Annotated in this window: 19 protein-coding genes; 12 read left to right on the forward strand and 7 right to left on the reverse strand. The window is 47.1% G+C overall.

Annotated elements, in window-relative coordinates; genetic code table 11:
• The first annotated feature begins 6 nt into the window (after positions 1 to 6).
• The 3 genes from fliQ to flhB are packed head-to-tail and all read left to right on the forward strand — an operon-like array spanning position 7 to position 2,208.
• Entirely contained in the window at positions 7 to 276 is a 270-nt protein-coding gene (fliQ, locus tag ACUALS_RS04500) for a flagellar biosynthesis protein FliQ (protein ID WP_005471695.1), read from the forward strand.
• 3 nt (positions 277 to 279) lie between these two features.
• The gene (fliR, locus tag ACUALS_RS04505; RefSeq protein WP_005471856.1) at positions 280 to 1,062 is read left to right on the forward strand and encodes a flagellar biosynthetic protein FliR; all 783 of its coding nucleotides are present in this window, start codon (positions 280 to 282) and stop codon (positions 1,060 to 1,062) included.
• Between the two features lie 15 nt (positions 1,063 to 1,077).
• Complete coding sequence (gene flhB, locus ACUALS_RS04510) at positions 1,078 to 2,208, forward strand: flagellar biosynthesis protein FlhB (protein WP_454448951.1); 1,131 nt, start codon at positions 1,078 to 1,080, stop codon at positions 2,206 to 2,208.
• 111 nt (positions 2,209 to 2,319) lie between these two features.
• Here flhB and smrB read toward each other — a convergent pair whose 3' ends face one another.
• Positions 2,320 to 2,850, reverse strand: a complete 531-nt coding sequence (gene smrB, locus ACUALS_RS04515) for an endonuclease SmrB (protein ID WP_005471744.1) — start codon at positions 2,848 to 2,850, stop codon at positions 2,320 to 2,322.
• A gap of 62 nt (positions 2,851 to 2,912) precedes the next feature.
• Between smrB and prmB the strand changes: the two genes are divergently transcribed.
• Together prmB and aroC are read left to right on the forward strand one after the other, a co-directional pair.
• Positions 2,913 to 3,845, forward strand: a complete 933-nt coding sequence (gene prmB / locus ACUALS_RS04520; protein ID WP_038140256.1) for a 50S ribosomal protein L3 N(5)-glutamine methyltransferase — start codon at positions 2,913 to 2,915, stop codon at positions 3,843 to 3,845.
• A gap of 190 nt (positions 3,846 to 4,035) precedes the next feature.
• Positions 4,036 to 5,121 (forward strand): chorismate synthase, encoded by a 1,086-nt coding sequence (gene aroC, locus ACUALS_RS04525; RefSeq protein WP_454448952.1) that lies wholly within the window; start codon positions 4,036 to 4,038, stop codon positions 5,119 to 5,121.
• A 56-nt stretch (positions 5,122 to 5,177) separates the two neighbouring features.
• Here aroC and ACUALS_RS04530 read toward each other — a convergent pair whose 3' ends face one another.
• Both ACUALS_RS04530 and ACUALS_RS04535 read right to left on the reverse strand, forming a co-directional pair.
• Complete coding sequence (locus ACUALS_RS04530) at positions 5,178 to 5,402, reverse strand: hypothetical protein (protein WP_331400139.1); 225 nt, start codon at positions 5,400 to 5,402, stop codon at positions 5,178 to 5,180.
• Positions 5,403 to 5,590: 188 nt separating this feature from the next.
• Positions 5,591 to 7,597: a DUF885 domain-containing protein gene (locus tag ACUALS_RS04535; protein WP_454448953.1), complete on the reverse strand. Its 2,007-nt coding sequence runs from the start codon at positions 7,595 to 7,597 to the stop codon at positions 5,591 to 5,593.
• 563 nt (positions 7,598 to 8,160) lie between these two features.
• Here ACUALS_RS04535 and ACUALS_RS04540 point away from each other — a divergent pair.
• Positions 8,161 to 10,065, forward strand: a complete 1,905-nt coding sequence (locus ACUALS_RS04540) for a bifunctional metallophosphatase/5'-nucleotidase (RefSeq protein ID WP_454448954.1) — start codon at positions 8,161 to 8,163, stop codon at positions 10,063 to 10,065.
• A gap of 36 nt (positions 10,066 to 10,101) precedes the next feature.
• Here the strand turns inward: ACUALS_RS04540 and ACUALS_RS04545 are convergent, their stop codons facing one another.
• Positions 10,102 to 10,725 carry a trimeric intracellular cation channel family protein gene (locus ACUALS_RS04545; RefSeq protein ID WP_005471875.1) on the reverse strand — a complete coding sequence of 208 codons (624 nt, stop codon included), beginning with the start codon at positions 10,723 to 10,725 and terminating at the stop codon, positions 10,102 to 10,104.
• A 219-nt stretch (positions 10,726 to 10,944) separates the two neighbouring features.
• Between ACUALS_RS04545 and ACUALS_RS04550 the strand changes: the two genes are divergently transcribed.
• On the forward strand, positions 10,945 to 11,475 hold the full coding sequence (locus ACUALS_RS04550; protein ID WP_039477436.1) for an elongation factor P hydroxylase: 531 nt from the start codon (positions 10,945 to 10,947) through the stop codon (positions 11,473 to 11,475).
• A gap of 74 nt (positions 11,476 to 11,549) precedes the next feature.
• Here ACUALS_RS04550 and ACUALS_RS04555 read toward each other — a convergent pair whose 3' ends face one another.
• Both ACUALS_RS04555 and ACUALS_RS04560 read right to left on the reverse strand, forming a co-directional pair.
• Positions 11,550 to 11,993 carry a hypothetical protein gene (locus ACUALS_RS04555; RefSeq protein WP_454448955.1) on the reverse strand — a complete coding sequence of 148 codons (444 nt, stop codon included), beginning with the start codon at positions 11,991 to 11,993 and terminating at the stop codon, positions 11,550 to 11,552.
• Between the two features lie 10 nt (positions 11,994 to 12,003).
• A complete protein-coding gene (locus ACUALS_RS04560) occupies positions 12,004 to 14,142 on the reverse strand; it encodes an LruC domain-containing protein (protein ID WP_454448956.1) in 2,139 nt (712 codons plus the stop codon).
• Between the two features lie 157 nt (positions 14,143 to 14,299).
• Here ACUALS_RS04560 and ACUALS_RS04565 point away from each other — a divergent pair, with 157 nt between their 5' ends.
• Both ACUALS_RS04565 and ACUALS_RS04570 read left to right on the forward strand, forming a co-directional pair.
• Positions 14,300 to 14,563 (forward strand): YfcL family protein, encoded by a 264-nt coding sequence (locus tag ACUALS_RS04565; protein WP_005471697.1) that lies wholly within the window; start codon positions 14,300 to 14,302, stop codon positions 14,561 to 14,563.
• A gap of 130 nt (positions 14,564 to 14,693) precedes the next feature.
• Positions 14,694 to 15,218 carry an NADPH-dependent FMN reductase gene (locus ACUALS_RS04570; protein WP_454448957.1) on the forward strand — a complete coding sequence of 175 codons (525 nt, stop codon included), beginning with the start codon at positions 14,694 to 14,696 and terminating at the stop codon, positions 15,216 to 15,218.
• A 65-nt stretch (positions 15,219 to 15,283) separates the two neighbouring features.
• On the opposite strand, the gene mnmC is transcribed toward ACUALS_RS04570, so the two are convergent.
• Entirely contained in the window at positions 15,284 to 17,302 is a 2,019-nt protein-coding gene (mnmC, locus tag ACUALS_RS04575; protein ID WP_454448958.1) for a bifunctional tRNA (5-methylaminomethyl-2-thiouridine)(34)-methyltransferase MnmD/FAD-dependent 5-carboxymethylaminomethyl-2-thiouridine(34) oxidoreductase MnmC, read from the reverse strand.
• 128 nt (positions 17,303 to 17,430) lie between these two features.
• On the opposite strand from mnmC, the gene fabB reads away from it, so the two are divergent.
• The 3 genes from fabB to ACUALS_RS04590 all read left to right on the forward strand — a co-directional run bounded on the left by fabB (position 17,431) and on the right by ACUALS_RS04590 (position 21,034).
• Positions 17,431 to 18,642 carry a beta-ketoacyl-ACP synthase I gene (fabB, locus tag ACUALS_RS04580; protein WP_039484595.1) on the forward strand — a complete coding sequence of 404 codons (1,212 nt, stop codon included), beginning with the start codon at positions 17,431 to 17,433 and terminating at the stop codon, positions 18,640 to 18,642.
• A gap of 248 nt (positions 18,643 to 18,890) precedes the next feature.
• Positions 18,891 to 20,024, forward strand: a complete 1,134-nt coding sequence (locus ACUALS_RS04585; RefSeq protein WP_039477388.1) for a 4-phosphoerythronate dehydrogenase — start codon at positions 18,891 to 18,893, stop codon at positions 20,022 to 20,024.
• Positions 20,021 to 21,034 carry an aspartate-semialdehyde dehydrogenase gene (locus ACUALS_RS04590; RefSeq protein ID WP_038190124.1) on the forward strand — a complete coding sequence of 338 codons (1,014 nt, stop codon included), beginning with the start codon at positions 20,021 to 20,023 and terminating at the stop codon, positions 21,032 to 21,034. The genes ACUALS_RS04585 and ACUALS_RS04590 overlap by 4 nt, the downstream gene beginning before the upstream one ends.
• Positions 21,035 to 21,205: the final 171 nt, after the last annotated feature.

Below are 21,205 nucleotides of genomic sequence, written 5' to 3' on the forward strand. Positions count from 1 at the left end.
ATAACAATGACGCCTGAGATATTTGTTGAGCTGTTTCGTGATGCACTTTGGATGGTACTCATCATGGTGTGTGCCATCATCATTCCCAGCTTGCTGATTGGTTTGGTGGTTGCCATCTTCCAAGCGGCGACCTCGATCAACGAACAAACCTTGAGTTTTCTGCCGCGTTTGATCGTGACCTTATTAGCTTTGATGCTTTTTGCTCACTGGATGACGCAGATGATGATGGAATTTTTCTTCGGCATCATCGAGCGACTTCCTCAGGTGCTGTACTAGGCTATGGAATTCCCAGCAAGCGTCGTATTGGATTGGCTCGCCAACTACTTTTGGCCCTACACCCGCATATCGGCGATGCTCATGGTGATGTCAGTCACTGGCGCACGTTTTGTTCCAACCCGAGTTCGTTTGTACTTGGGGCTTGCCCTGACTTTTGCTGTGATGCCCGTAATTCCTGCTGTGCCCAAAGAGATTGAACTGCTCTCATTTGAAGGCTTTTTGACCTTGCTAGAGCAAATTGTCATTGGCGTGGCAATGGGGACAGTCACCCAATTTATGATTCAAACCTTTGTTATCTTGGGTCAAATACTGGGTATGCAGTCGAGTTTGGGTTTCGCGTCAATGGTGGATCCTGCTAATGGACAGAATACTCCGTTGCTTGGTCAGCTATTTATGTTTCTCGCCACAATGTTTTTCTTAGCGACCGATGGGCACTTAAAGATGATCATGTTGGTGGTGATGAGTTTTCAATCGCTACCTATCGGCGCCGGCTCCTTGACGACCGTTGATTTTCGAGAGCTTGCCTCATGGCTTGGTATCATGTTTAAAGTGTCGCTGAGTATGTCGCTCTCCGGCATTATTGCTTTGTTGACCATTAACCTATCGTTCGGTGTGATGACGCGTGCCGCGCCTCAGTTAAACATTTTCTCGTTGGGCTTTGCGTTTGCATTGATGGTCGGTTTGTTGCTGTGTTGGTATATCCTTGGCGGATTGTACAGCCACTATGAGCTATTCTGGTTACAAGGTGAGCAGCAAATATGTCGCTTTATCCGTTTGAATTGTTAACTGCTGGGAGATTAAATGGCAGAGTCTGACGGTCAAGAACGTACCGAAGACGCCACGCCCAGACGCTTGCAACAGGCTCGAGAAAAAGGGCAGGTTGCAAGGTCAAAAGAGCTGGCGTCCGTATCAGTGTTGGTTGTGGGTGCCGTCGCGCTGATGTGGTTTGGCGACTCGTTGGCGCGCGGACTATATACCGTTATGGAACGCCTTTTCTCGCTCTCAAGAGAAGAGGTTTTCGATCATGTAAAGCTGTTCGATATTGCGCTCGGCTCGTTGACCAGTCTTATCTTGCCTCTGATTCTTATCCTTGTGACGCTATTTGTTGCTGCTGTCGCAGGTGCTGCGGGGGTGGGAGGCATCAGCTTTTCCGTTGAAGCGGCCATGCCAAAACTGTCCAAGATGAATCCATTGAGCGGCTTAAAACGTATGGTCGGGATTCAAAGTTGGGTTGAGCTTATCAAATCGATACTAAAAGTAGCCTTGGTATCTGGTATGGCGTTTTACCTTATCAATGCTGCCAAGGAAGATTTGTTTCAGCTGAGTATGGATGTCTTCCCGCAGAATATTTTCCATGCGCTCGATATTTTGCTCAACTTTGTCTTATTGATTAGCTGTTCTTTATTGATCGTGGTGGCGATAGATATTCCATTCCAGATCTGGCAACACGCCAACCAACTGAAAATGACCAAACAAGAGGTCAAAGACGAGTACAAAGAGACAGAAGGTAAGCCGGAAGTTAAAGGTCGTATTCGGATGTTGCAGCGTGAAGCTGCCCAACGCCGAATGATGGCAGAAGTGCCGCAAGCGGACGTGATTGTCACTAACCCAGAGCACTTTTCTGTTGCACTTCGTTATAAGCAAAATACCGATCGCGCGCCGATTGTAGTGGCGAAAGGTACCGACCATATGGCGCTGAAAATCCGCGAAATTGCCCGCGAGCACGATATTTACGTTATTCCTGCGCCGCCATTAGCGCGTGCGCTTTACCACTCTACAGAGCTCGAGCAAGAGATTCCTGATGGACTCTTTACGGCAGTAGCACAAGTGCTGGCTTATGTATTCCAGCTAAAACAGTACCGCAAGCGTGGTGGTCAGAGACCTAACTTGAAAACATCGGAGCTGCCAATTCCGCCTGATTTGAGGAAGTAGGCGCTATCCATCTTAGTCGATAGCGTGACGCTCACTTAGACAAGATTGTGCGACTATCAACTAAAAAGGCTGACGAATGATGCGTCAGCCTTTTTACGTTATCTCTTCTCATTACTTTTCTGGAATCGAGAGGAGCACTAATAGCGCACCATCGCCACCAAACTCGAGCGGTGCTTGGTGAAAGGCCATCACATCAGGATGCTGAGCCAGCCATAGCGGCGCTTTCTGCTTCAAAATATGCTTACCAATACCGTGTTGTACACAGGCACACGAAATTTCGTTTTTCACACAATAGGCGATCATGGAGCCGAGTTCGCGCTTGGCTTCAAGTTGCGTCATGCCATGCATATCCAAAAAGACATCCGGCACATAGACGCCACGGCGTAGGCGCTTGACCTCGTAGGTCGACACGTCATCACGTGCGTAGCGGGTTGGGCCATCCTCGCTAAGCAGCGGCACAAATTCATCTGAAAAGTAGAACTCAGAATCACTGGCTTCACGGCTGGTTCGGACGATTTCTTTTTGCTTAGTATTTCTTTTTGGTTGCTGGACTATGGTATCCTGTGACAACTTTTTTACGCCTTGTACTGCATCCCTAAAAAGGGCGAAATCATCGTCGATATCGGTCTCTTTTTTACTCATGGGTCATTTATACGTATTTAAAAATGCGATTGGCAGTATTGTAGCGCTTTTCGGAGGCAATTTTGGATAAGATTTTTGTAGAAGAAGCGGTATCGGAACTTCACACGCTTCAAGATATGATTCGTTGGACAGTGAGTCGTTTCAACGCCGCTAACCTTTTTTATGGTCACGGTACTGATAACGCATGGGATGAAGCGGTTCAGCTTGTCCTGCCAACACTGTACCTGCCAATTGATGTGCCTCCGCATGTTCTTAATTCTCGCTTGACGAGCAGCGAGCGTCTGCGCGTTGTTGAACGAGTGGTGAAACGTATCAATGAACGTACACCAACAGCTTACCTGACTAACCGAGCATGGTTCTGTGGTTTGGAGTTCTTTGTTGATGAGCGCGTACTTGTGCCTCGCTCGCCAATTGGTGAGCTAATCCAAGCTGAGTTCCAACCTTGGTTGATTGAAGAACCGGCTCGCATTATGGACTTATGTACAGGCAGCGGTTGTATCGCGATTGCCTGCGCGCACGCTTTCCCAGATGCAGAAGTGGATGCGATTGATATTTCAACCGACGCCCTGCAAGTTGCTGAGCAAAACATCCAAGACCACGGCATGGAGCAACAAGTTTTCCCTATCCGTTCTGATCTGTTCCGTGATCTACCAAAAGAGCAGTACAACCTGATTGTTTCGAATCCTCCTTACGTGGATGAAGAAGACATGAACAGCCTGCCAGAAGAGTTTACCCATGAGCCAGAACTGGGTTTGGCTGCCGGTACAGACGGTTTGAAGTTGGTACGTCGCATTCTTGCAAACGCGCCAGACTACCTAACTGAAAACGGTATTCTTATCTGTGAGGTTGGTAACTCAATGATCCACATGATGGAGCAATACCCGCATATTCCATTTACATGGTTAGAGTTTGAAAATGGTGGCCACGGCGTGTTTATGCTAACTCGTGAGCAAATGTTAGAGCACGCTGCAGAGTTCTCTATCTACAAAGACTAACGCAACGCTTAGACAAACATATCAACGCCAAGCCGAATGTATCGTTCGGCTTGGCGTTTTTTTATGCGTGGCAAAAAGCAAAATAGTTGCCGTTTGGGGTTTACATCAATCGGTAATAAAGACACTATGAAATTATGAAAAATTAAAGTGTAAAGCTCTGTGTACAGAGTGAAACCAGTTTGAGGAAGTAATGGCAGGAAACAGTATCGGACAACATTTCCGCGTAACCACATTCGGGGAAAGTCACGGTATCGCACTAGGATGTATCGTCGACGGATGCCCTCCAGGTCTGGAAATTAGCGAAGCAGATATTCAGATTGACTTGGACCGTCGTCGTCCGGGTACTTCTCGTTATACCACCCAACGCCGCGAACCTGATGAGGTGAAAATCCTTTCAGGTGTATTTGAAGGCCAAACCACAGGCACTTCAATTGGCTTGTTGATTGAAAATACCGATCAACGTTCTAAAGATTATTCAGAAATCAAAGATAAGTTCCGCCCAGGTCATGCGGATTACACCTACCATCAAAAATATGGGGTGCGTGATTACCGCGGCGGCGGTCGCTCTTCTGCGCGTGAAACCGCCATGCGTGTTGCAGCAGGCTCGATTGCTAAAAAGTACCTTAAGCAAGAGTTTGGTGTAGAGATTCGTGCCTATCTATCGCAAATGGGCGATGTTTCGATTGATAAAGTCGACTGGGATGAAATCGAAAACAACGCTTTCTTCTGTCCAGATGCAGATAAAGTGGACGCATTCGACCAACTAATTCGTGAGCTTAAAAAGCAGGGCGACTCCATTGGGGCGAAACTACAAGTGGTTGCTACCAATGTACCTGTAGGCTTGGGTGAACCAGTATTTGACCGCTTGGATGCTGATATTGCGCATGCGTTAATGAGTATCAACGCGGTGAAAGGCGTTGAAATTGGTGATGGCTTTGATGTTGTCAGCCAAAAAGGCAGTGAACACCGCGACATTCTTACTCCGGATGGATTTGGTAGTAACCATGCGGGGGGGATCTTAGGCGGCATTTCAACAGGCCAAGATATTGTTGTTAACATTGCACTTAAGCCAACTTCGAGCATCACGGTGCCGGGTGAGACCATCACTAAGCAAGGTGAGTCAACGGAGCTGATTACTAAAGGACGTCATGACCCGTGTGTGGGTATTCGTGCAGTGCCGATTGCGGAAGCGATGTTAGCCATTGTGGTTTTGGATCACTTGCTGCGCCATCGTGGTCAAAACCATGGCGTGACGACAGAAACGCCACAAATCTAATTATAGATAGTGTGTAGATTAAGATAGCCCCGACAGTCATATCGGGGCTATTTTTTTTATGCGGTCAAAACGTCGTGGAAATCGATCTTTTTACCCGTCTCTCTATCCACGAGTAGCACACGTGTTTCTTCTTCAATGGCGGCGTTGATCGCTAGCGGCGCAAGGTCAGCAAGCTCGAATGTGCAGTTGGTTTCAAGAAGTCGAGGCTGTCCATTCAGGTGAACAGTTATAGTTCGTAGCTCTGGGTTAACGAAGGCGAAGCGAGGCTGTGTTTGAGTCATGGTGATCTCTAATTTATATTTTTGTAAATTTCAGCACGTTATTCGACCAACCACAAAACTTTGTTCGTAAGCATAAGTAATTAATTTGCTTACGTGTGCTTACGTCCTATGTACGAGATACCACACTCACCCTCTCTCCAAAAAAAGCCAAAAGCCGATAGGAGATCAACTTTTGGCTACGCGGAGGATTACGATTTAGACGCTATCCAGTTGTTGATATTTTCTTCTACTACTTCCATCGGTTGTTGACCGTAACGAAGCAACTGATCATGGAACTCAGCATAATCGAACTTGTTACCGAGTTTCGATTGCGCTTTGTCGAGCATCTCCTTAATCACCAAATAGCCAGATTTATAGGAAACGGCTTGTCCCACATGAGCGGCGTAGCGATAGCTTTCCGATTCAATGTCGCCATCTCCGAGGGCAGAATTCGCCCGCATATAGTCGCGAGCCTGTTGAATACTCCAACCTTTGGCGTGAATACCTGTGTCGACGGCTAGGCGCATATTTCTCAATTGGGCTTCGTTGAGGCTACCAAAGTACTGTAAGGCATTGCACTCTTGCTCATCGGTATAGATGCCTCCTTGGAATTGGCTGTAGTCCAAGTTTGGCAAACACATGCCGTTACCATTGGTGAAGTTAGGCACGCCGTTGTCGTTCAGCTCTCCGTAGATACCCATTTCTAATCCTAGCCACTCGGTGTAAAGCGCCCAACCCTCGCCATAGGCGGTGTACCAAATGTCATCCATATAGCTTGGGATATTTGCTGGTGGGTACTCGCTTGCGTAGGCGTGCTGGAAGTGGTGACCTGGCGCAGCCTCATGGAGCAGGAGGGTTGAAACGTTCCATTTTTGCAAACTGTAGTCTGGATTGGTATTGAGGGTGAACACATTGTTGTCGTAGGACGCGACACCATCGTAGCGCTCGCCGCCAGCTGGGGTTGGTTCAATCGTGTAGTCTGTCTTGATTGGCTTAAAATATTGCGCAACCACGTCATTCGCGTTGTTTTTGAACGCATAGTAATCGAGTAGTGCACTTTCACAAGCTGATAGATTCGAAGCCGCCTTACAGGTTGTTTCATGGGGTGTGCCAGAGATTAGCGCGCCATCTCGACCATAGAAAAATTGCTCACTGTTCAAGTAAGCAAAAAATTCGGGCAGGTCAATTTCTCCCATATTGGTGACAAGATGGAATGTACGAGTTGTGACGGCTTGCGTCTCTGGATCTCTAAATGCTGCTTTTACTGTGGAGCCGCGTTTGTCGACGACTAATCGCGCGACTCGGATCATCTCAGCCTTTGCCTCGGCGACCAGTTTTTCGCCTAATGAGTAGAGCTCCTGAGCCGGCTTCCCTGTGGTACTGTTTCTATCCAAGTGCCACTGATACCAAGCTTGCCCATTGGGTAAATCACCCCAACCGATATGTTGATCGCTCAGTGTGCCTTCTCCACGTGCCGTTTGCAGGTAGTCGGCATTTAGATAATTGAGCAAGTCGTCGCTCGCTTTTATGGCACTATCTACAGCAGACTGATACTCCTCAACAAAACTTGGTTCATACCCTGATTGCGTTTTCAAATCGTTCAAGCCAACTTTCAATATCGCCCAATCATCAGCTGCTATGGTAGCAAGGCTATTTTGATAGAGTCTTTCTACCAGTACTTTGGGCAGTTGGATCTGCTCTAACTGACCAAGTTGGTATTGGCTATGTAGGTTGCGTACCCAAGACGTGTAGTCATTGAGTTTGGTTAACTGAGCAAAATAAGCTTGGCGATTTTCAGCATCATTTTCAATCGCTGCGCCTGCGTCTTCAGCGTTCCACTGCATAAAGTTGTAGAAATGGGTCAGGGGTACATCAGGGTTGCCAAATCTGGCATTGGCAAAGGTCGCTCCTCGAATAGCAATTTCCCGATCAAAGCGAAAGGTATCGAAGTAGACCTTTTCCTCATCGGTCAGCTGTGAGCGATCAATTTGCATCAGTTGGTCAAGGTGGCTTCTATCCAACGTCTGACGTGTCAACGCCATTTGATCATTCACGAGACCATATTCTGTCGCATCGAGTTGAGCGCTTTGTGCCGAATAGTTATCGATAAGTTGATTTAACTGCAAAGAAGCTGAAGGGGTAGGTGCAGTCGAACAGCCTGAGAGTACAAAGGTGATGAGAGCCGAACATGCAGTAACAGATAAGTGCTTTTTCATCGTTGAGTCCTTATTTGGATTAGTGGTCAGCGCTGTGGTGAACGGTATGTCGATTGTCGTTATTAGGAGGTGACACACGATGGGCACCAAAGCTCATGATTACTCCCTGTCTGTTTAGATTATCGAACCCATCCGCAAAAAATTGTGTATTGGTTCACAGTCGATCTAGCCGAATTTTTAGTCCATTTACGTTGGTTTTATGCATGATGAATGGATATCCGATATCGGTGTGAATCGTCACCAAGTGTCTTTTTCTGAATGCAGATTCAAGCGCAAGAACTGCATATATTTCAATAATGTCCTGAAGCTTGTGATGGCATTTTGTTCAATAGTGCCAAAGCGTTCACATAAATGGCAGTTTGATTATTGATCGGTGGATATTTATGTGGCGAATGATTTTGGGGCGTTATTAGGGACAAATCCCTGTTGAATGTAAGCGTTCTCTCTCATATGCGTGCAATTGAATGTTACAGGGATGTTTTTAGGTGAATTAAATCACATTTGAGGTGTGGTTAAGTTAATAGTATTCATGCTGTTTATTAACAACATAATGAATAATGCAAATGAAGAAGACCCTACTATCCAGCGCGATCTTTTTATCGCTCTCTTTTCCCGCGTTAGCCGCAGACGGCGACATTCACCAAGTCACGATCCTTGGTACCTCTGATTTACATGGTCATTTCATGCCGTGGGATTACGCTGCGGACAAACTGAACATGCGTGGCAGCTTGAGCCAGATAGCAACCAAGGTGAAAGAGATTCGAACAGAGCAACCAAACACCATTCTTGTTGACGCAGGTGACACCATTCAAGGCAACTTTGTCGAGACATTCAAAGATGAACCTGTTGACCCAATGATGCTTGGTTTCAACGAAATGAAATACGATGTTTGGGTATTAGGCAACCACGAGTTTGATTTTGGCTTGAGCGTGTTAAATCGTTCACTAAAGCAGTTTAAAGGCCAGTCGCTAGGTGGAAACATCAAACGTCCAGACGGCAATCCATTTCTTCCAGGTTACACAGTGATTGAGCGCGGAGGCATCAAAATTGGTGTGATAGGGATGGATACGCCGATGACACAAGTGTTTGCAGAAGGGACGAATCGTCTCGAAGGCGTAACGTTTACTAATCCAACGCTAGAAGTGAAAAAAGTCATTGAGCAAATTGATGACAAGGTTGATGCCATCGTACTTGTCGCACATATGGGGTTAGACAATGAAAACGATATCGCCAATACCGGCGTGACTGATATTGCTAATGCCAACCCAGAGCTTGATGCCATCGTCGCAGGTCACATGCATACCCGCATTGATAAGGCAGTGGTCAATGGCGTGATCATCACAGAGCCAGATAAATATGGTCGAGCGCTCTCTCGTGTCGATTTACAATTTGAGGAGCGAGATGGCCAGTTCACCCTCGTCAACAAAGACAGCTTTACCTACAAAATCAAAGGTATCGACTCCGACGAGAAAATGGAGGCGCTGTATCAGCCATATCATAAGCGTTTAAGAGAGATGGCTAACAGAGAGGTTGCTGAGTTAACGGGCGTCGACTTGGTTCCTGAAAATGAAATCCGCGGTATCCCTCAGGTACATATTCAAGATACAGGTATCAGTGCTTTGTTCCAAGAAGCGAGCTTCCATTACGCACCAAAGGCGAATGTGATTGCTCTGCAAATTGATAACGACAACGCTGAGCTTGATGTCGGTCCTATCAAAGCGAAAGACATTGCTTACAACTACCAGTATGCGGGCGGCGAAATTACGGTTTACCAAATGACGGGTAAAGAGCTGAAAACGTACATGGAGTGGTCTGCGGGTTACTTTAACTCTGTGAAACCGGGGGATGTAACCTACAGCTTTGATCCAGAGCGACGAGCGTCTAAATACTCGACCAATGACTTTTTTGCTGGCGTGACGTACAAGATTGACTTGACCAAGCCAAAAGGAGAGCGCATTACCGACCTTAAATTTGCTGACGGTTCAGCCGTTACAGATAAGAGTGATGTGCGCATCGGTATGAATAGCTATCGTATGGGTCACCTGACCAAAAAAGGCGGTGTACTTGAAGGGCGTTCGTTCCCTGTGTTGTTTGATACAGAGGCGGAATATGGTGAAGAGCAGGGCACCATTCGCAACTTGACGATTCGCTACTTAACAGAGCAAAAGCACGGTACTTATGAAGGTAAACCACAACAGCGTTGGCAACTTGTCGGGTTGGATGATAGCTACAATGAACAACGCGAGATCGTTAAGACGCTGATCAATAGCGGCGAAATTTCTGTGCCAAGCAGTGAAGATGGTCGATACACCAACATTGCTTCGATCAACGTGAAAGAATGGTTGTTTACTTCGGCGAAAGAGCAACAAAAGGCGTTGGCTCTTCGCGAAGCTCAGTTGGTTGATGCGTCCGAGGGGGAAAAACGCAAGCTTGAGCGAGAGATAGCCTTGATTAAAGCGTTAAACTAATAGCGAAAAGGCTTGGGGTTTCCAAGCCTTTTTTAATCAATGAATCGAGCTCTCAGCTTCCAATTGGAAGGAAGGGAGACGCCATTTGAATCGTACCGCCGCCATTCGCAGCACGTAGCCAACGACCAAGGTGGATATGGTGGCCGTGACATCATTGATGCCAAACTCGAGCAGAGCAAGGTACAGTCCAGAGGCAACGAGGGCAACTGACGCATAGAGCTCTTCATGTAGGACTAACGGGGTTTGACGACAAATCAGGTCACGAAGAAGACCACCAAAAACGCCGGTCACAAGGGCGGAAACCATACAAATCATCGCATGATGTCCCATGCCCATCGCAATCTTAGTGCCGATGATACTAAAGACAATTAAACCCAGCGCATCAAGGCGGATAAACAAACCTTTCAGTTTAATCACCCATTTTGCCAAGCCAGTGGTAAGCACGCCCGCAATGCAGGTGATGGCCAAAAATTCAGGATTTTTCACCCAACCTAGCGGGTAGTGACCCAGCAAAATATCACGCACAGTACCGCCACCAATCGCGGTCGCACTGGCTACCAACATAACCCCAAACCAGTCCATCTTTCTGCGACCGGCGCTCAAAGCCCCAGTCATCGCTTCTGCTGTGATACCAATGATATATAAAACGCTGAGTAACATTGTTGTTGCCTTAAATCGTGCAGATTTATGCTTCTGCCATCATATAAATTAAGGCGTGAGTGTAGTGGGAAATGTGATCGGTGACGAATGAGTTTTTGTGACCGCGAAAACGTTTATCCGATAACTTTTTCTAATGCCAGTATCATTTGTGTGGGGATTTGCATTGAAGACAGAACATGCGACAATGCTCGCGCTGTAAATATCACCGAATATCAAGCTATGACCCACGAGTATCAAGACTTAATCACCATTTTTAACCGTACATTTTTGGCTGAGTACAACACCCAATTAGAACTGGGTGGTGACGAACCCATTTACCTGCCTGCCGATGAATCTCATCCCCATCATCGGATTATTTTTGCTCGTGGTTTTTACGCCTCTGCTTTGCATGAAATTGCCCATTGGTGTGTCGCAGGGCCTGAGCGTCGGTTACTGGAAGACTTTGGCTATTGGTATGAGCCTGATGGACGTACCGAGCAAGTCCAAGCTGAGTTTGAAAAAGTAGAGATTCGTCCGCAAGCCTATGAGTGGATACTCGCAATGAGTGCTGGGTTTCCGTTTAGCGTCAGTTGCGACAACTTAAATGGCGATTTTGAGCCAGACCGAATCGGGTTCATGACCAAAGTGCATGCTGAAGTGGAAAAGATTTTCGATCAAGGCATACCTCTACGAGTCAAAATGCTATCGGATGCATTGAGAGACTTTTACCAGATACCACCGTTGACCCTTGATCAATTTGTTGTCCAGTAAATTCAAAGAAAGAAGCCGCTTGGAGCGGCTTCTTTGTGTATCTTCTTTGTGAAAATAGGCGAGTAAGTTTAAGCCTATTGGATGTACCAAACCGTCTTCGCTTGACCATCATGCTGATGTTGATAGTAACGGACTGGTACCCCTTGCTCCATAACGGAAACGACCGCCACCAATGAATCACAATGATTCGCAACCCGAAGATCAAACTGCCCACTGCCTTGTTTCAAGCTGGCTTTGATTAAACACTGGTCATAGTCAATGTTTGCTTCACCCGCGCTGTTGTCACAAATCGCAATATAGGCTTGTTTGCCATCAAGGTCGGCGAGGTCGACATCCACAGACAAGTGGTACACCGACTCAAGCGTGTTTTCTTTGTCTATTTTAAGATCTTGCAGTGTAGGGGTTGCTGCGCCAGAACTTCCAGCGCTTGGCGAGGAAGAACCGCCGCCACCACCACCACAGGCAGTCAGACTTAATGAGAAGCAGGTGACTAGGTAAAGTTTCGTTAACGTGTTCATCGGCTTCTCCTTAGTCTTGATAAATTTTGTTGAGGTTTGAGTTGGCGTACCAGGTCGGAGACGTACCGCCTGAGCTGTCTTGTGCGAAGCCAGCAAATTGAGAATAGGCTTCAAGAATGTTGACTCTTTCAAGCGGGTGCTTCCAACTGATAGGGATCTCGATTGCCCAAGGTAGACCGTTAGCGTCGTGATAGTGGGTGCTTCCCGACGATGCATCTACGCCTTTGGACTTGTACGCTGGATTAAACTTACTGGTCGGTGCTTTGTTCTTAAGGTGAATCTCGAGTCCACGCCCAGGGTAGCCGCCAGACACTTCCAGACCAACATCGCCGTAGTAATGACCAGGTGCAGCAAAGATGAATGGGTCATAAGGGAACGCGGGCATCACATCTGTGCTAATCGCGTTTTGCATCGACAGTGTGAGCTGCCAAGTTGGGCGATAGCTGGTTCCACAGTTTACTTGAGTTCGGAACATGGTGCAGTTTTCGGCTTCGCCAGCTTCTGTAATGTCCCAAAGGTCTTCGTGAATGATAAAAACGGCGTCTGTTGTACCTTCTTCCAGCACTGCGCCTTCTGCTTCAACGTTGTTGACCGTCAACACAACTGAGTCTTGTTTAATGTCGCTGCGAGCAACGTTAGGTAAGCGGATCGCGAAGCCTGAACGGTTGTCCCCACCTAATGCGGCGATTTGACCTTCAATCTTAAGTCGAATCACCTGATCGTCTAGCTGATACTCGGTGAACTTGACGTTCATCAGGACGTCGTTCATATCGTAGTCTCCGACAAGTGGGTACTGGTCTTCATAAGCAAAGGTGACGTGGGATGCGCCCGTTGGATAGCTTTCCGTGACCACACCACTTTCGGTAATGTCTATCTGGTAATCTTCGACCTCACCTGCGGGAACGCCGCCAGATGGACCGATCCCCGATGTGTTAGACAGTCTAAATCTTGCCCAAGTTTGCCCTACATTTGCCCACGTCGGAACTGAAAAAAAGACGTCACTGGTACCGTCACTGACACTAAGATCGCTAATGATGCGTTCGCTACTTTCAAAGCTGCCATCTCGATCGAAGTCTATCCATGCATTAAGGACAGAATCACTGCTTGCGCCATTAACGGTGGCGATGATTTTACTGGTTTGTCCGATCTGAACTGGGACGGGAAACTGGATACCATCGTCGTCATTGCTGCCATCTGATTCATCATCGCTGAGTGGGTATGGGCTGCCATCTGACTCACCATCCACTAATGCGCCGAGTTTAAGATCCGACAGACCGTGTCTTGCCCCAAGCTGAGCGTAAGAGGTTTGATAGCTATCCGGGGCATCGCCGAAATCGGTGTAAATGCTCGGTTCTACCGGAGCGAGGGCACAACGCGCGCCATCGTTCGAATTACTTGATGGTCCGTACGCGAAAAAGGCGGCGCTTGAGGTACTGCCGTTGATGTTTATCCGAAATATGTAACCATTACTGTTGTTACTTCCGTAAAGATTGCCATCGACATCAAAATAGATCGCGCCAAACGTCAATTTGTATCCTAATTCGACTTTGTCTAACACTTGGTTGAGTCGCGTTGATGTGCCGCTGTTAACATCAATCTCCCACAAATATCCGTTCGCATCGATGGAGTAGGCGAGGCCGTTATCGGGATGAAAGGCGAGATCATAAATGGCTGGATTACCAAATTGGCTTGAGTTGGCGACGAGCGTCATTACTTGCGTGACAAGATCGATCCTATAGAGTCCGTAGTTCGGGCGATAGCCATACCAAGCATTTTCATCCAAAGCGACATCACCTACGTAAATTGAAGCAGGAGCGCCTGTTGGCTTGCTGATAGATAGCGGATATTTGACAAAGTTCGCGTCAATTTTGGTCAGTGATTGTGCTCCGTAATCCCAACCGTAGATAAAGTCATCATGCTGGCTGTACCCTACCGCGTTAATTTTGTCAGCTCCCAACGAAGAGTCGAGAACAACGTAACTGCCCAAATCGATATTCACGCCATAGGCGACAGGCGCACTTGACGGACTTTGAATAAGAAATGCTTCTGATGGGCAATCCGTAAAAGGCGTTTCAGCATTGGCGTACGTGGTGAAACCTTGCGCGGTTAAGAATAGCGTTAACCCTTGGAGGATCTGATTTAATTTCATTGTACTTCCTCGGTCTGGTGTGTGGTTATCACTGAAACTGCACAGAGCGTGCCATACTCTCAAGCCTTGCTGTATATAGGGTTTGCGTTCACATTCTCAATGTGAGAAGCTTCATCATCCTTTTTGAGACGCAAACTGATTTAGGCAACGCATCACCATGATTATTGAATTTGAAGAGAAGCTTCTTGAGCTGATTGACGCACGAATTTCCTCCGCCTCAGATGATGAACTGTTCGCGGGTGGTTACTTGCGAGGCCATATTTCCTTGTCTGCTGCTGCTTGTGAAGAAGAGGGCATCAATGATATTGAAACGCTGCGAGCTCGTATTGAAGCAAGTCTGGATGCGGCTCGCTCAGAGTTAACGCCAGCAGACAGAACCATCGTCAATGATCTATGGCAAGAGCTTGCAAACATGGCGTGATGCCGGGCAGAATTGTATTGAATAAGGGGTTGTTCGAATTTTTCGAACAACCCCTTTCTATTTTTGCGCTTGTTGGTCTTTCGCTCGCTCGATAATCTAGTCACACAAACCAAGAGACAGGATAGACATCATGAGAATCGTAGCATTTGGCGCATCAACCAGTTCAACTTCAATCAACAAAGCACTAGCAACCTATGCTGCTCAACAAGTAGAAGGCGCAGAAGTTCAAGTTCTCGACATCAATAATTATGATGTCCCTATGTTTAGCGAAGACAAAGAGAAAGAAATTGGCCAAGCAGAGGGTGCGCAACAGTTTTTGGCAGATTTAGCTGAAGCGGACGCAATTGTCGTTTCATACGCCGAGCACAATGGTTACTACCCAGCGGCGTACAAAAACTTGTTTGACTGGGCTAGTCGTATCGATCGCAGTGTGTTCCAAAACAAACCAGTGGTGTACTTAGCGACCTCTTCAGGTCCTGGTGGCGCGCAAACGGTGTTGGCCGCGGCAGTCGCTTCAGCTCCTTATTTTGGTGCAGAGGTGAAAGCGTCGGTTTCCGTACCAAGCTTCTACGACAACTTCGACTTTGAAACAGGTAGCATCAACAATCCAGAGATTGCAGCCGAGATAAAACAAGCGGTAAGTCAGCTGGCGTAAACAGCTCTATTAGTAATGAAAAGGAACGCGAAGTGCGTTCCTTTTTGGTTTCCGATAGCTGGGAATTACAGCTCGGTAATGGCTTTGCCTTTTTTCAGTTTTCGCACCCACATTCGACTTGGGTGCAACTGCTCCAATACATCGACAGGCAAGGGAAGCGGGTCTCCACAGATTTGCGAAGCCAACGTTTCAGCCATTAACGGAGCTGAGCTCAATCCGCGTGAGCCTAACCCAAGTATGCAGAACAAGTTGTCGTACTGAGGAACGGGTTCAATGTGATCGTCGCGTTTTTGGTTTAAATCCTGATACGTATCCAAGATTTGTTCGAACTGGCCAACGTTGCCAACAAACGGTAAGTGATCACGACTGACGCAGCGAATACCTTGGCGCGATTGGTTGCTGGTAGTATCGACCTCTTGTGGCCAAGTTTGGTTTGGAATGCAGTGACGAAGCTTGTCGCCGTTTTCCTGTTGAGCGACAGGATCAAATTGGTTGTCTAAATTTGAACGATCATAGCTCGCGCCAATGCAGTGGTGTCCGTTATTGGGATTAACCGGTGTCATATACCCGTCGTAGCACAGTACAGTCTTCAGATTCTTTAGAGCATCCGTGGTTGGTATATGGCTAACTTGGCCCTTGACTTGCCCTAGTGGCACTTTGGCCGTTTGCATCAGTTCGTTAAATTGATGGCCATTAGCAATCACTACTGCGTCGTGTTGGAAGGTGTTGTCTCTCGAGACAACAATCCAAGCTTGCGTCTCTTCGTCCCACTTTAAAGAGTCAACCTTGCAATCAAAATACGCAGTGAACTGATCGCTTTGCGATAAATGGGAGAAAAGCCCTTGGGTTAGTTGGAATGGGCACAACCACCCTGCGAGCGGGTAGTGAACGCTCGACATATCAATGGGCAATCCAATCACTTCACTGGTTTGCTCAGGGGAGAGTTTATGGATGAGTTGGGCGTCAAAATTGCCTTCGAGCATCTTATCGAGTTTTTTGCTTGATGATTCGTCCCACATCAACTGTGTGACGCCGCACCAATCATGGTCAAAATCAATGTGCTCTGCAGTTTGCTCTACGAACTGACGTGCAAAAAGAAAACCAGGTGCAAAAACGCGAGAAACGCCACTGTGTGAGCCATTCAGTAATGGATAAACGGCACCTTGTCGATTGCCTGATGCCCCTTGTGCAGGCTCCTCATCTTGGCAGTACAGAGTGACAGATTTACCACGGCGAATCAGCGTTGTGGCGAGGGTCGCGCTGGCGATGCCACCACCAATAATAGCAATCGATTCGGCTTTACTACTCTGGCTACGAGCAAACCAAGGCTTGATGTTGCTGTTTTTCACTCGTTGGTTCAACGTACCCGCAATCATTTCTCGCTTAGTGCCAAAACCTTTGACCTTTTTCATCTCGAAACCGGCTTCGATCAATCCTCGGCGTACGAAACCAGCGGCGGTGAACGTCGCGCAGCTACAGTTCTCTTTAGCTAAGCTAGCCATGCCGTTAAATAGTTCTTGGTTCCACATTTCCGGATTTTTGCTTGGCGCAAAGCCATCAAGGAACCAAGCATCAATAATGCCGCTTTCCGTGACTGGAACCTTGGGCATGCAGTCTTTGATATCACCAAACCACAAATCGAGGGTGATCGCGCCATCTTCAAGCACGATGCGGTGACACTCTGGTACTGCGATAGGGTAGTGCTGTTGAAGTTTCTGAGCGAGCTCTGCAAGTTCTGGCCACGCTTGATGCGCTTTGATGAGATCGGCTTTACTTAGGGGGTACTTCTCAAAACTGATAAAATGCAGCTCTTTTAGTGGAGCTTGCGGGTTTTGCTGCCTAAATTGATTGAACCATTGCCAAACAGCCAGAAAATTAAGCCCAGTACCAAAACCCGTTTCACCAATCACAAAGCGTTGTTGGTCAAATTCTTGCCAACGTTGTGGCAGATGATTTTGCTGTAAAAACACGTAACGAGTTTCTTCTAAGCCATTGACGTTAGAAAAATAGACATCGTCAAATTGGTCAGAAACGGGGGTGCCAGCGTCATTCCAGCCAAGTTGTGCATTGGTAATCGAGGTCATAGCGTCTGATTTTTTGTGATAAAGGCAATAAAGTTGGTGCGATTGTACGGATTTATGGGAAAGCTGACCACTTTTCCGGGGTAACTTAGTTATTATCTAGCGGATTTTAGAATTATAGGAATGTCATAATGAAACGTGTCGTAATCACCGGTATGGGTATTGTTTCAAGTATCGGTAACAACGTCGAAGAAGTTTTAGCGTCTCTACAAGAAGGTAAATCTGGTATTACTGCCTCTGAGCAGTTCAAAGAGCAAGGTCTTCGTTCTCAAGTTTGGGGTGATCTAAAAATCAATCCTGCTGAGCACATTGATCGCAAACAGATGCGCTTTATGGGTGATGCGGCTGCGTATGCATACCTATCCATGCAGCAAGCAATCGAAGATGCTGGCCTGTCTGAAGAGCAAGTATCAAACGAACGTACAGGTATCGTTGCAGGCTCTGGTGGTGCTTCTGCGCTAAACCAAGCACTGGCAGTAGATACAATGCGTGCGAAAGGCGTGAAACGTGTAGGTCCTTACATGGTACCTCGTACAATGTCTTCGACCGTTTCTGCTTGTTTAGCAACTCCATTTAAAATCCGTGGCGTTAACTACTCAATGAGCTCTGCGTGTGCAACGTCTGCTCACTGTATTGGTCACGCAATGGAGCTTATCCAACTTGGTAAACAAGACATCGTATTTGCAGGTGGTGGTGAAGAGCTAGATTGGTCTCAAACCATGATGTTTGATGCGATGGGTGCACTGTCGACTAAGTACAACGAAACGCCTGAGAAAGCCTCTCGTACGTACGATGCAAACCGCGATGGTTTCGTTATCTCCGGTGGCGGCGGTATGCTAGTGGTTGAAGAACTAGAGCACGCATTGGCTCGCGGCGCGAAAATCTACGGTGAGATCGTGGGCTACGGTGCGACTTCTGATGGCTACGACATGGTAGCGCCATCAGGCGAAGGTGCGGTGCGTTGTATGAAGATGGCAATGCAAGACGTTGACGGTATCGACTACATCAACACTCACGGCACTTCAACGCCGGTTGGCGACGTGAAAGAGCTTGGTGCTATCCAAGAGCTATTCGGTGAGAGCAGCCCTGCAATCTCTGCAACAAAAGCAATGACAGGTCACGCGCTAGGTGCGGCTGGCGTGCATGAAGCAATTTACTCAACACTGATGCTAGACAACAACTTCGTTGCACCAAGTATCAATGTCGAGAATCTAGACGAAGCTGCTCAAGGTCTTGATATCGTGACAGAAAAACGCGATGTAGAATTGACCACAGTAATGTCTAACAGTTTTGGTTTTGGTGGTACTAACGCAACTCTAGTTATCAAGAAGTACCAAGGCTAACTGAACTTGCTGAGTTATCTCGGCAATCCAGTTTCCAGAGCTGACTGGTTCTTTTGTTAGTACTGGTCGAACAGACGCAGACTCTGACCCATGGAGAGCGGGTCAGGATCCTTTTGTTCTGGAACTTTGCCCGGCTTAATGCCGGGCATTTTTCTTTCTGCTCAACAATCACCTCGACACCGTGAGTGCTTTTCTGCACAATCAAATAAATTTTTTACACTTCACATGAAAGTCGCGCATTTAAAGTCATGAAAATCCTTATCGATGAAAATATGCCTTACGCCGAGCAGCTTTTTAGTCAGCTTGGTGAGGTAGTCTTAAAGCCTGGTCGAACACTTACCGCCGATGATCTGATTGATGTCGATGCATTGATGATTCGTTCAGTCACTAAAGTTAACGCCGAGCTCATTTCTAAAGCCAATAAACTGAAGTTTGTTGGTACCGCAACCGCAGGTATGGATCACGTTGACCAAGCTTTGCTGACAGAGAAAGGCATCTTTTTTACGGCGGCACCTGGCTGCAATAAAGTTGGCGTGGCTGAATATGCGTTTAGCGTGATGATGGTATTGGCTCAGCAGCATGGTTTCTCTGTATTTGATAAAACCATAGGTATCATTGGTGCAGGACAAGTGGGAAGCTACCTTCAGCAATGCCTTGAAGGTATCGGTTTAAATGTATTGATCAACGATCCGCCTAAACAGGCAGCGGGCGACCCACGTGAATTTACTGAGCTTGATACCCTGTTGGAGCAAGCTGACATCATCACTCTGCACACTCCGATCACTCGTGATGGTGAGTATCCAACTCACCATATTCTTGATTCGGCGCGTTTAGAGCAACTGCGTGGCGATCAGATTCTGATCAATGCGGCCCGTGGTCCAGTGGTCGACAACGCTGCGTTGAAAGCGCGTTTACAGCGAAATGATGGCTTTATTGCAGCGCTGGACGTATTTGAATTCGAACCAGAGGTTGATATGGAGCTTCTGCCTCTGCTAGCATTCGCAACCCCCCATGTTGCAGGCTATGGCCTCGAAGGGAAAGCTCGCGGTACGACGATGATCTTTAATAGTTACTGCGAGTTCTTAAACAACGAATTACATGCGCATGCCAGTGATTTACTGCCAACCGCGCCTGTCCCTACTATGGTATTGGACAGAGCGTGGGATGAAGCAACGCTGCACAACATCACGCAGTTAATCTATGATGTGCGCAAAGATGACGCCTTGTTCCGTCGAGAAATCAGTAAGCCAGGTTCGTTTGACCTGATGCGTAAAAATTACTGGGATCGTCGAGAGTACAGCGCGGTCACGCTAGTCGGTGATGAGTCATGCAACTTAGCACCACTGGCTAAATTAGGTTTTCAGGTTGAGGTAAGTCAATGAGCCAACAGTATAATGTTGCCGTTTTAGGTGCGACCGGTGCGGTCGGTGAAACAATTTTGGAAGTGCTGCAAGAGCGCAAATTCCCTGTCGGTGAGATCTTTCTTCTAGCCAGTGAACGTAGCGAAGGCAAGACCTACCGCTTTAATGGTAAGACAGTTCGCGTACAAAACGTCGAAGAGTTTGATTGGTCTCAAGCGCACATTGCCCTATTCTCTGCAGGCGGTGAGCTATCTGCAAAATGGGCGCCAATCGCCGCAGATGAAGGTGTGATCGTGATTGATAACACCTCGCAGTTCCGCTACGAGTACGATATCCCGCTTGTTGTTCCAGAAGTGAACCCAGAAGCGATCGCCGAGTTTCGTAACCGCAATATCATTGCTAACCCGAACTGCTCAACCATCCAAATGCTGGTGGCACTAAAACCAATCCATGATGCAGTAGGTATCGAGCGAATCAACGTTTCGACATATCAATCTGTTTCTGGTGCTGGCAAAGCGGGTATTGATGAGCTTGCAGGACAAACAGCAAAACTGTTGAACGGTATGCCAGCAGAAAATAATCAGTTCTCTCAACAGATTGCATTTAACTGTATTCCACAAATCGATCAGTTCATGGAGAACGGCTACACCCGTGAAGAAATGAAAATGGTGTGGGAGACGCAAAAAATCTTCAACGATCCAGCTATCACAGTGAACCCAACGTGCGTTCGTGTGCCGGTTTTCTACGGTCATGCAGAAGCCATTCACCTAGAAACCTGTGCGCCAATTGATGCTCAAGAAGTGATCAACTTACTTGAAAATACTGACGGTATTGAAGTATTCCAAGGGGAAGATTTCCCAACGCAAGTGCGTGATGCAGGCGGTAAAGATCACGTAATGGTTGGTCGTATTCGCAACGACATCAGCCATCACAGTGGCGTGAACTTGTGGGTGGTTGCTGACAACGTTCGTAAAGGTGCGGCAACCAATGCCGTGCAGATTGCAGAAGTGCTGATCCGCGATTACTACTGATTTGCATATTGATACGATTGTCAAAGCCTCACCATTGTGTGAGGCTTTTTTAATCGATTAAAGAAAAATTGTGTGAGATTACTGCGATTATCGCTTTAGCCACACATTTTTTGGTTCTATATCTATAGTTTTGCCCGCTTTATCCGATATATTTAACAGATCACTGTATAT

This window comes from Vibrio sp. NH-7 (assembly GCF_053643215.1).

What these genes read in the sequence shown, in the direction of transcription:
- fliQ (WP_005471695.1), top strand. Translation starts at nt 7, where the DNA reads ATGACGCCTGAGATATTTGTTGAGCTGTTTCGTGATGCACTTTGGATG.
- fliR (WP_005471856.1), top strand. Translation starts at nt 280, where the DNA reads ATGGAATTCCCAGCAAGCGTCGTATTGGATTGGCTCGCCAACTACTTT.
- flhB (WP_454448951.1), top strand. Translation starts at nt 1,078, where the DNA reads ATGGCAGAGTCTGACGGTCAAGAACGTACCGAAGACGCCACGCCCAGA.
- smrB (WP_005471744.1), bottom strand. Translation starts at nt 2,850, where the DNA reads ATGAGTAAAAAAGAGACCGATATCGACGATGATTTCGCCCTTTTTAGG.
- aroC (WP_454448952.1), top strand. Translation starts at nt 4,036, where the DNA reads ATGGCAGGAAACAGTATCGGACAACATTTCCGCGTAACCACATTCGGG.
- ACUALS_RS04530 (WP_331400139.1), bottom strand. Translation starts at nt 5,402, where the DNA reads ATGACTCAAACACAGCCTCGCTTCGCCTTCGTTAACCCAGAGCTACGA.
- ACUALS_RS04535 (WP_454448953.1), bottom strand. Translation starts at nt 7,597, where the DNA reads ATGAAAAAGCACTTATCTGTTACTGCATGTTCGGCTCTCATCACCTTT.
- ACUALS_RS04540 (WP_454448954.1), top strand. Translation starts at nt 8,161, where the DNA reads ATGAAGAAGACCCTACTATCCAGCGCGATCTTTTTATCGCTCTCTTTT.
- ACUALS_RS04545 (WP_005471875.1), bottom strand. Translation starts at nt 10,725, where the DNA reads ATGTTACTCAGCGTTTTATATATCATTGGTATCACAGCAGAAGCGATG.
- ACUALS_RS04550 (WP_039477436.1), top strand. Translation starts at nt 10,945, where the DNA reads ATGACCCACGAGTATCAAGACTTAATCACCATTTTTAACCGTACATTT.
- ACUALS_RS04555 (WP_454448955.1), bottom strand. Translation starts at nt 11,993, where the DNA reads ATGAACACGTTAACGAAACTTTACCTAGTCACCTGCTTCTCATTAAGT.
- ACUALS_RS04560 (WP_454448956.1), bottom strand. Translation starts at nt 14,142, where the DNA reads ATGAAATTAAATCAGATCCTCCAAGGGTTAACGCTATTCTTAACCGCG.
- ACUALS_RS04565 (WP_005471697.1), top strand. Translation starts at nt 14,300, where the DNA reads ATGATTATTGAATTTGAAGAGAAGCTTCTTGAGCTGATTGACGCACGA.
- ACUALS_RS04570 (WP_454448957.1), top strand. Translation starts at nt 14,694, where the DNA reads ATGAGAATCGTAGCATTTGGCGCATCAACCAGTTCAACTTCAATCAAC.
- mnmC (WP_454448958.1), bottom strand. Translation starts at nt 17,302, where the DNA reads ATGACCTCGATTACCAATGCACAACTTGGCTGGAATGACGCTGGCACC.
- fabB (WP_039484595.1), top strand. Translation starts at nt 17,431, where the DNA reads ATGAAACGTGTCGTAATCACCGGTATGGGTATTGTTTCAAGTATCGGT.
- ACUALS_RS04585 (WP_039477388.1), top strand. Translation starts at nt 18,891, where the DNA reads ATGAAAATCCTTATCGATGAAAATATGCCTTACGCCGAGCAGCTTTTT.
- ACUALS_RS04590 (WP_038190124.1), top strand. Translation starts at nt 20,021, where the DNA reads ATGAGCCAACAGTATAATGTTGCCGTTTTAGGTGCGACCGGTGCGGTC.